This window comes from Azospirillum brasilense, from assembly GCF_022023855.1.
GTDB lineage: Bacteria > Pseudomonadota > Alphaproteobacteria > Azospirillales > Azospirillaceae > Azospirillum > Azospirillum brasilense_F.
The window spans coordinates 778438-787500 of sequence record NZ_CP059449.1; the positions used below are offsets into that span (position 1 = coordinate 778438).

The following is a 9063-nucleotide window of genomic DNA, read 5'->3' on the forward strand; positions in this document are numbered from 1 at the left end:
TCCCCCTGGGGAGAGGGGAGGGTGAGGGGGTTGCGCTTGTGCCGAACGTATGGGCCGTGCGAATCCCCCTCACCCTAACCCTCTCCCCGGAGGGGAGAGGGGATGAAGTGCGGGAAGGGTAAAGCCCCCTTACTTCTTGCTGACCTTCCAGTAGTAGTTGCTGTCGAAGCTCGGCCCCCAGACCAGCCCTTCGACGTTGTTGCGCTCCGCGATCACCTCGGTCTGCTGGAACATGATGACGAAGGGCGAGGTCTCCAGCACCTCGCGCTGAAGCTCCTGGTACATCGCGGCGCGCTTGGCGGTGTCGCGCTCCTCGACCGCGGCGGCGGTCTTCTTGGTCAGCTCGGGGATGTCCCAGGCGTTGCGCCAGGACAGCGGCTTGGCCTTCGCATTGTCGGCGTTGTCCGGGTTGGCGGCGAAGGTGTCGGCGTTGGTGTTCGGGTCCTGGTAGTCGGCGCCCCACTGGTACAGCAGCGCCTCGTGGTTGCGGGCGCGGTACTTGGTGACCACCTGCTTGCCGTCCGCCGGCAGCAGCTTGACCGTGATGCCCGCCGCCGCCGCGCTGCCCTGGATGGCCTGGGCCATGTCCATGCTGGGCGAGGTGTTGCGGACGTCCATGGTCACCGTGATGCCGTCCGGATAGCCCGCCTGCTTGAGCAGCTCCTTCGCCTTGGCCGGATCGTACGTGTACGGGTTCTCCTCCAGCGCGCCGAGGAAGCCCTTGGGCAGGAAGGCCTGATGGACGGTGCCGAGACCGTTCATGATGGTCTTCGCCATGCCGTCGTAATCCACGGCGTACTTGAAGGCCTTGCGCACGTCGGGCTTAGCCAGCACCTCGTTCTTCTGGTTCAGGCCGAAATAATAGAGCGTGCCCTTGGGCGCCTGGACGATGCGGATCTTGTCGTTGCTGCGCAGCGGCTCGAACTGCTCCGGCTTCAGGTTGCGGGCCACGTCGACGTCGCCCTTCTCCAGCAGCAGGCGCTGGGTCGCCGGCTCCGCAATGTGGCGGATCAGCACGCGCTTCACCGCCGGGGCGCCGCCCCAGTAATTGGGGTTGGCCTCCAGCGACAAAAGCTCGCTGGCCTTCCACTGGCGCAGCACGAAGGGGCCGGATCCGGCGGAGTTGGCCTTGAGGAAGGCGGCGCCGAAGTCGCCGTTGACCTCCTTGCTCTTGACCAGCTTGGCATCGACCACGCCGGAGACGTCGGCGGTCAGGCAATAGAGCACGAAGGTCGGGGCGTAGGTCTTGTCCGTCTCGAACACCAGGGTGCGCGGGTCGGTGGCGCGGACTTTCTGATCGACGTTCTCCGGCGTCAGGCCGAACTGGGTCAGGATGAAGGCCGGCCCCTTGTTCATCTTCACGGCACGCTGGAGCGAGTAGGCCACGTCCTCCGCCGTCAGCGGGTTGCCGGAGTGGAACTTGATCCCGTCGCGGATGGTGAAGGTGAAGGTCTTGCCGTCGTCGGAGACGGTCCAGCTTTCCGCGACCTGCCCGTAGATCTTGCTGACGTCGTTGACGTCGAAGCGGATCAGCCGGTCGTAGACCTGGGCGCCGTATTCGGCCCCCGACAGCTCGAAGATCTCGCCGGGATCGAGCGTCACGATGTCGTCGAACTGCCAGGCCATGACCAGCGTGTCCTTCGGCGTGTCGGCCAGGACCGGCGTGGCCGCGAGGCCGAAGGAAAGACCGGCGGACAGAAGAGCGGCACCGGCCAGACGGCGCGCGAGCGTGTTCATGGTTCCCATACTCCCTGCGTGATCCCGGAACGACCCCGGACGGGGCGAATTCTCTTTGGAATTCTTGGCGGTTAACGGCCGGATGATCCGGCGGCGCGGGTTCGCCTGTCAAGCGGGCGGCGGTCATAGCGGCCCCCTGCGACCAAACGCGAAGGCCTTAACCCGGTCCGCAACAGGCTTGCCGATCCCGCCCGTCCGTCCACATCACTGGCAAAACGATGGAGGACCCATGGACCAGGACCACAAGAACGGCCAGTCGCGCGTGCCCAAGCCGCCGAGCCGCGACGAGGTGGAGAAGATCAGCGACGCGCAGCGCTACATCACCGACGACTGGACCGGCGACGGCGGAAAGCCGGAGGACCGGCCCACGGACGGCAGCGGGCGTTGAGTCCGGCACCGTCCCCGCGTAGCCTCGTCCCTCAAGGACCACACACGCGGGGACGACCATGATCGGGAACGACGGAAAGCCGGTGTCGAAGGAGGGGCTGCGCCAGCACCTCGCCGCCTACAACACGCAGTCGCGCGGCTCCAAGGAATTCGCGGCGATCCCGCGTGCGCTGGTCACCGTCTGCGACAACCTCAAGGCCGGCAAGACCACCTACGTGAAATGCCTGGACGGCCAGTTGCAGCTGTCCCGGCGCAAGGACAACAGCGTCCAGGCGGCGTAGCGGCCCTTCACCCCTCGCCCTTCACCGGGAAGTCGAACCAGGGCAGGCGCAGGAACTCGTATTCGCGCAGCCGCGGCGTGCGCCCGCGCCGCATCCAGTCGTGGAGGACGGCGTAGGGCGCCGCCTGATCCAGCGTCCAGGCCGCTTCGCCCCGGTCGAAGAACCAGCCGATGCAGGCACGGACGAGGCCGAGGAACTCCCGCCCCGCCGCGGTCGGCGCGACGCCGAGGAAGCTGACGATGATGTCGTCGAACGGCCCGCGGGCGCGGCGGTCGCGCATGATCGTCAGGTCCCAGCCCGCCCCGTCGCGCAGTTCCGGCGGAAGCGGTGCCGTGCAACGGGCGTCGATGTCGGTGATGAAGACCGGCGCCCCCGTCCGCTCCAGCAGGTCCAGGGCGACGAAGAAGCGGGCACAAGCGTAATAGGTCGTCTCCGCCCCCGGCGCGTGGGCGGACAGGTCGATGCGTTCCAGCGACCAGGACAGGCGCCCCGGATGGGTGGTGCAGCGGCGGTCCAGATCGGCGCGATCCTCCGCGCCGGGGTTGACGACATGGACATGCACGCGGTCGCCCGGCGCGTCCTTGAGGGCGTGGGAGAGAAACCAGCCGCCGAAGCGCCGCCAGTAATCGGAATCGACGCTGACCAGCAGGATCGCCCCGCCTTCGGCTGCGGGCGGAACCGGCATCGACCGCTCCCCCGCCTCCGCGATGCGCGGCCGATACCCGGCGAGCGCGTCGAGAAAAACCGGGCGCGCATCGGCCTGCCGCCATTTCGCAGCCTGCGGGTCGGCACGGATGGCCTCCTCCGACCAGCCGCGCAGATAGCGTCGGGCAAGCCGCGAGGCGGTCACCAACCGCCCCCGGCGGTAGAGACCGTGTGCGATGCAGGCCGCCGCCGCACCATCCCCCGGCGCGCGCCGCAGCCGGTCCCGCGCCCGCTCGGCGATCCGCTCCAGCCGCGCATCGTCCAGCATGCCGCGGTGGATGGTCAGCACGGCGGTGCGGAACAGCGCCGCCTCCGCCACCTCCCCCGCCCCGCGCTCCAGCGCCGCCAGGAACAGGTCGAGCGCGCGGGCCAGCGGTTCGCCCCATGTCGCCTCTGGGCGATCGGCGCGGGGGAACTCCGGCAGGGCGCCGCTGGCCTGCAAAGTCGCCATGGCGAGGTTGCCCAGCGCCGCACCATTGCTTGGACACAGCCGCGCCGCACGGCCATAGCCCCTCACCGCCCCGTCGGCCTCCCCCGCCGCCAGCCGCGCACGTCCCATGGCCGCCCAGGCGTCGGGGCTGTCCGGTGCCAGGGACAGCGCGTGGGCCAGCCAGCGCCCCGCCGCCAACGGTTCCGGCCCGCCGGCCAGCAGCCGCCCCGCCGCCAGCGCCGCTGCCCCATAGCCGGGGTCGATCCGCAGGGCGGCGCGGAAGCATAGCAGCGCCTCTTCCACCCGCCCCAGATCGCCGAGCGCCAGCCCCCGGTTGAAGGCCGCCTTGGCCCGCGCCGGCTCCAGCGCCAGAGCGCGCGCGTGCTGCGCGGCCGCCCGCGCCGCATCACCGCCGCTGCGGCGCAGGCTGCCCAGATTGTCGTGATAGTCCGCCGCCTCCGGGTCCAACGCGATGGCCTGGGCGATCAGCGACACCGCCTCCTCGCTCCGCCCGGTCTGGCCGGACAGCACGCCCAGCAGATGCAGCGCGTCGGCCTGTCGCGGGTCGGCGTCGAGAATCGCCCGGTAGACCCCGGCGGCCTCGCCCATCCGTCCGGCCCGGTGGTGGCCGATGGCGATGGCGTAGGCTTCGGACAGGCTGACCATGACGACTCCGGGCTGCGCTTGCGACATTGCGCCCGCTTGTCGGAGCGCGCCGTCCCTCTACCATCGCGGGCCATGAGAACCGATCCCGACGGCCTTCCCCATCATGACGACCGCCGCGCCCTGGCGGAAGCCCTGCGCGCCGCTCTGACGCAGCGCTGCCCGGACGCCGACGGCGACCTGACCGCGGCCATCGGGGCCATGGCGGCCAGCCGCTTCTTCGGGGTGCGCTTCCGCGCCGAGGGCAACGCCGCCCGCGCCTGGGTCGCCCGCCGCCCCAACCCCGAGGTGTTCGAGGTCTGGGACCCCGCCACCGGCGCCTGGGATTTCGTCGAACGCCTGCCCGACCCGTCGCTTTACCAACCGACGCCGGAGGGCACCGCGCGCATCGCCGCCAAGGCGCAGGAGGCCATGGCCACGGTCGCCGCCACCGGGCGTCTGGCCCACGCCCTGGCCGCCGGGATCGAGCCGGACGACGAATAAAGAAAAATCAGACGGTGGCGAACAGCCCGCCGTCCTCCGGCCCGTCGGTTCCGTCGTCAGCGTTCGGATCGCCCAGCGCCGTCTCCCAGCCCAGCGCCGGCAGGGCGATGCTGCGCGTGTTGCCCAGCCCGCTGCGCGTGGCGACGAAGCCGCGCTGCTCCATGTAGGTCAGCAGGCGCCGCGCCCGCCCGCGCGACCGGCTGCCGCAGGCACGGGCCACATCGGCGTCGGACGGGCAGGGCAGATGGTCCAGCGCCGCACGGGCCAGCAGCAGGAAGACGACCTGGATGTCCTCCGGCAGGGTCGCCGCGACCTGGGTCGCCTTCGCCCAGGCGGGATTCTCCTCGGTGCCCTCCCCCGCCCCGGCGCGGGCCGCCGCCAGCTTGCGCCGGAAGGCCGGCAGTTCCAGCAGCTCGCCCCGCACCCCCTGCGTCCGGCAGCGCACCAGGAAGTCCTGATACAGCACGGCGATGGAGCGGTAGGGCGCCTCCGGATCGGCCAGAACCTCGCGCAGGATCGCCTCGTAGGCGGCTTTGCGCTCCGCCGCCTGCTCCGGCGTTTCCGGCTCCTCCATGGGCAGCGCGGGGGCCCCGTCCTCGCTCTCCGGCTCCACCGGCAGGGGGCGCGGGCGGGAGAGCTGGGCCAGCAGATCGGCGCTGGCGCTGGTCGAGGGGCGGCGCACCGGCAGGCGCGGCGGTTCCGGCTCGCCCGGCCTGAAGATCAGCTCCCGCGCGTCCTCCAGCGGGGTGTCGGGCAGCGGCATCAGCTTCGGGCTGCCGGCCCGCCCCTGCGTCTCGACGGCACCGATGCGCAGCGGCAGCGGGCGGCGCGAGATGGCCGGGCCGAGCGCGATGAAATGCCCGCGCTCCAGATCGCGGAACATCTCCGCCGTGCGGCGCTCCATGCCCAGAAGGTCGGCGGCGCGGGCCATGTCGATGTCCAGGAAGGTGCGGCCCATCAGGAAGTTGGACGCCTCCGCCGCCACGTTCTTGGCGAGCTTGGCGAGGCGCTGTGTCGCGATCACCCCTGCCAGCCCGCGCTTGCGCCCGCGGCACATCAGGTTGGTCATGGCGCCCAGCGAGACCTTGCGCGCCTCGTCCGACACCTCGCCGGCGGCGGAAGGGGCGAAGAGCTGCGCCTCGTCCACCACCACCAGCATGGGGTACCAGTGGTCGCGGTCGGCATCGAACAGCCCGCCCAGGAAGGCAGCGGCGTGGCGCATCTGCATGTCCGCGTCCAGCCCCTCCAGGTTCAGCACGACGGAGACGCGGTGTTGGCGCACGCGGGCGGCGACGCTCTGCAGGGCGGCCTCGCTGTGCTCGTCGGCGTTCACCACGATGTGGCCGAAGCGCTCGGCCAGAGTCACGAAGTCGCCCTCGGGGTCGATCACCGCCTGCTGCACCCAGCGCGCGCTCTGTTCGATCAGGCGGCGCAGCAGGTGCGACTTGCCGGAGCCGGAGTTGCCCTGCACCAGCAGGCGGGTCGCCAGCAGCTCCTCGAGATCCAGCATCGCCGACGCCCCCGTCGCGCCAGCCGTCATGGCCGCCCCCATGTCGATGCCGACCTTCATGCCCCGCCGCCTCCGTCTGCGTTGAAGCGCACCCCTATAGCGCAAAGCGGGGCCACGGTGCGAAGGGCATTTTGGATCGCCCTCGCGCAGACGCCTTGCCTTTGTCACGAAATCGAAAAGATCATCCGCTACAAGATGGGCTTGCCCGCGACGAACATGGACAGCCGGCGGTGGACGAAGCCATGGCCTCGGTGCCAGCAGACGAATGGGACGATCGCTCCGGCACACCGGAAGGGGGCGCCCGCAAGGCCGCGCTGCCGGCGGAATGGACCCGTCTTCTGGCTGGGCTGTCGGTCGCCTTCCAGCCCATCGTGCAGATGCGCACCGGGCGCTGCCACGGGATGGAGGCGCTGCTGCGCGGCCTGGAGCGCAGCCCCTTCGCCAGCCCCAACGACCTGCTGGACGCCGCCTGCATGCAGGGCCTGCTGGCCGAGGTCGAATGCGCCCTGCACGCCAAGGCGGTGGCGGCCTTCCGCGCGCTGGACCACTGGCCGAACGCCAAGCTGTTCCTGAACATCGACGCGCGGGTGGTCGGGGTGGCCGGCTCGCCCTGGCTGGCCCCCGTCGCGCTGGATGGCGGCGCGCCCGACCCGCGCCTGACCATCAGCCTGGAAATTTCCGAGCGGCGGGAACTGCGTCCCGACCACAGCATCGAGCAGGCCATCGACCGCTACCGGCAGGCGGGCATCGGGGTGGCGCTGGACGATTTCGGCGTCGGCTTCGCCGGGCTGCGGCTGCTCTACGAATCCAAGCCCGACTATCTCAAGATCGACCGCTATTTCATCGACGGCATCGACCAGGACACGCGCAAGCGGGCCATCGCTCACGCGCTGGTCGGCTACGCCCACGCGCTCGGCATCCTCATCATCGCCGAAGGGGTGGAGACGGAGAAGGAATTCTACACCTGCCGCGATCTTGGCTGCGACTTCGCCCAGGGCTATCTGATCGCCCGGCCGAGCCTGGATCTGCGCGCCGTGCCCGAGCGCTACGGCGTCGTCGAGGAGTTGAACCGCCAGGATCGGCGCAAGCCGAACGAGGCCCGCCTGCGCCTGTCCGAGGTGATCGAGCGGCAGCCGCCGCTCGCCGTCAATTCCCCGAAGACCGAGCTTCTGGAATATTTCCGCGGCGACAACAGCCCGTCCATCGCCCCCATCGTCGACCGCCAGCAGCGCCCGCTGGGGCTGATCCGCGAACGCGACCTGAAGCGCTTCGTCTACTCCCGTTTCGGCAGCGAGCTTCTGCGCAACAAGGGGTTGGGCGACACGCTGCTGGATCTGGTGGTGAAGAGCCCGGTCTGCGACATCTCCACCCCGCTCGACCAAGTGATCGAGGCCTTCTCGGCGGAGGAGGCCAGCGACGGCATCATCATCATCGAAGGCGGCGAGTATGCCGGCTTCCTGTCCAGCGGCGCGCTGATCCGGCTGGTGCACGAGCGCAACCTCGCCATGGCCGCGGACCAGAACCCGCTGACCCGCCTGCCCGGTAACGCCGCCATCGTGCGCCATATTGAGCGCGCCCTTCAGGAGCAGGATCGCAAGCACGTCCTGGCCTATCTCGACTTCGACAACTTCAAGCCCTTCAACGACCGTTTCGGTTTCCGCCAAGGCGACCGCGCCATCCTGATGTTCAGCGAGCGGCTGAAGGCCTGGGCGTCGGGCAACGGCGGCTTCGCCGGCCACATCGGCGGCGACGACTTCTTCGTCGCCCTCAGCGGTGCCGAGGACAAGGACGCGCTCGCCCGCGTGGCGGACCTCGTCGCGCAGTTCCGCTCCGACGCGGAGAGCCTCTACGACGCGGAGGCGCGGGAGGCCGGCTGCTTCGAGGGCAAGGACCGCTACGGCGCGGTGCGGCGCTTCCCGCTCCTGTCGGCCAGCGGCGTCGCCGTGGTGATCGCTCCCGGCCCGCACCGCCTGACCTCCGACGCGATCAACACCGCCATCGCCGGCCACAAGGCCATCGCCAAGGAAAGCCCCGACAAGCTCTGCACCGTCCACCTCCCAACCCCTTGATACCCTCCCCCGCCGATGGCGGGGGAGGGCTAGGGAGGGGGCCGGCCGCAACACCCCAATACAACGTAAAGCCGGCGCTTCCCGTTGGGGGAAAGCGCCGGCCTTGCCGTTCATGAAGCCGATTGTCAAGCGATTGAAACCCATCCATCCAAGTCCTTGATGGCTTGGCGTGTGCCGTGGTGACCTGGCGGCGACCTACTCTCCCACGTCTTAAGACGCAGTACCATTGGCGCTGAGGCGTTTCACGGCCGAGTTCGGAATGGGATCGGGTGTTGGGAGCCTCGCCATGACCACCAGGTCACCAAGGCACACGCGAACCATCCGGACCGGACGGGCGGGTTTCGTTAAGTGAGGACGTCTGCGTTCTTGGTCTTGCGGTGTTGGCTCGTGCGCCCAGGGCTTCCCGCTGCGCGCGGGCATCCTGCTGGGAAGGATCAAGCCGATCGAGCGATTAGTAAGGCTCAGCTTCAGGCGTTGCCGCCCGTCCACATGCCTCCTATCGACGTGATGGTCTGTCACGGCTCTCAAGGGAGTTCTGGTTTTGAGGTGGGTTTCCCGCTTAGATGCTTTCAGCGGTTATCCCGTCCATACTTAGCTACCCGGCCATGCCACTGGCGTGACAACCGGTGCACCAGAGGTATGTCCATCCCGGTCCTCTCGTACTAGGGACAGATCCTCGCAAAACTCCGACACCCACGGCAGATAGGGACCGAACTGTCTCACGACGTTCTAAACCCAGCTCACGTACCACTTTAATCGGCGAACAGCCGAACCCTTGGGACCTGCTCCAGCCCCAGG

7 protein-coding genes and 2 rRNA genes (1 of these 9 only partly in view) are annotated in these 9063 nt (G+C 69.5%); 4 read left to right on the forward strand and 5 right to left on the reverse strand.

Going from position 1 to position 9063, the window contains the following annotated elements:
* Positions 1-129 precede the first annotated feature (129 nt).
* Positions 130-1737 (reverse strand): ABC transporter substrate-binding protein, encoded by a 1608-nt coding sequence (locus tag H1Q64_RS03725; RefSeq protein WP_237904431.1) that lies wholly within the window; start codon positions 1735-1737, stop codon positions 130-132.
* A gap of 229 nt (positions 1738-1966) precedes the next feature.
* Here H1Q64_RS03725 and H1Q64_RS03730 point away from each other — a divergent pair, with 229 nt between their 5' ends.
* Both H1Q64_RS03730 and H1Q64_RS03735 read left to right on the forward strand, forming a co-directional pair.
* On the forward strand, positions 1967-2125 hold the full coding sequence (locus tag H1Q64_RS03730; protein WP_237904432.1) for a hypothetical protein: 159 nt from the start codon (positions 1967-1969) through the stop codon (positions 2123-2125).
* 58 nt (positions 2126-2183) lie between these two features.
* Positions 2184-2405 carry a hypothetical protein gene (locus H1Q64_RS03735; RefSeq protein WP_014239111.1) on the forward strand — a complete coding sequence of 74 codons (222 nt, stop codon included), beginning with the start codon at positions 2184-2186 and terminating at the stop codon, positions 2403-2405.
* 7 nt (positions 2406-2412) lie between these two features.
* On the opposite strand, the gene H1Q64_RS03740 is transcribed toward H1Q64_RS03735, so the two are convergent.
* Positions 2413-4206, reverse strand: coding sequence for a tetratricopeptide repeat protein (locus tag H1Q64_RS03740; RefSeq protein ID WP_237904433.1), 1794 nt, complete (start codon positions 4204-4206; stop codon positions 2413-2415).
* Between the two features lie 72 nt (positions 4207-4278).
* Here H1Q64_RS03740 and H1Q64_RS03745 point away from each other — a divergent pair, with 72 nt between their 5' ends.
* The gene (locus H1Q64_RS03745; RefSeq protein ID WP_237904434.1) at positions 4279-4686 is read left to right on the forward strand and encodes a hypothetical protein; all 408 of its coding nucleotides are present in this window, start codon (positions 4279-4281) and stop codon (positions 4684-4686) included.
* A gap of 7 nt (positions 4687-4693) precedes the next feature.
* Here the strand turns inward: H1Q64_RS03745 and H1Q64_RS03750 are convergent, their stop codons facing one another.
* Entirely contained in the window at positions 4694-6256 is a 1563-nt protein-coding gene (locus tag H1Q64_RS03750; protein WP_237904435.1) for an ATP-binding protein, read from the reverse strand.
* A 170-nt stretch (positions 6257-6426) separates the two neighbouring features.
* Between H1Q64_RS03750 and H1Q64_RS03755 the strand changes: the two genes are divergently transcribed.
* Positions 6427-8265, forward strand: a complete 1839-nt coding sequence (locus tag H1Q64_RS03755; RefSeq protein ID WP_237904436.1) for a bifunctional diguanylate cyclase/phosphodiesterase — start codon at positions 6427-6429, stop codon at positions 8263-8265.
* A 182-nt stretch (positions 8266-8447) separates the two neighbouring features.
* Here H1Q64_RS03755 and rrf read toward each other — a convergent pair.
* A 5S ribosomal RNA gene (gene rrf / locus H1Q64_RS03760) occupies positions 8448-8563 on the reverse strand.
* Between the two features lie 132 nt (positions 8564-8695).
* Positions 8696-9063 (reverse strand): 23S ribosomal RNA (locus H1Q64_RS03765); it runs 2379 nt beyond the window's last position.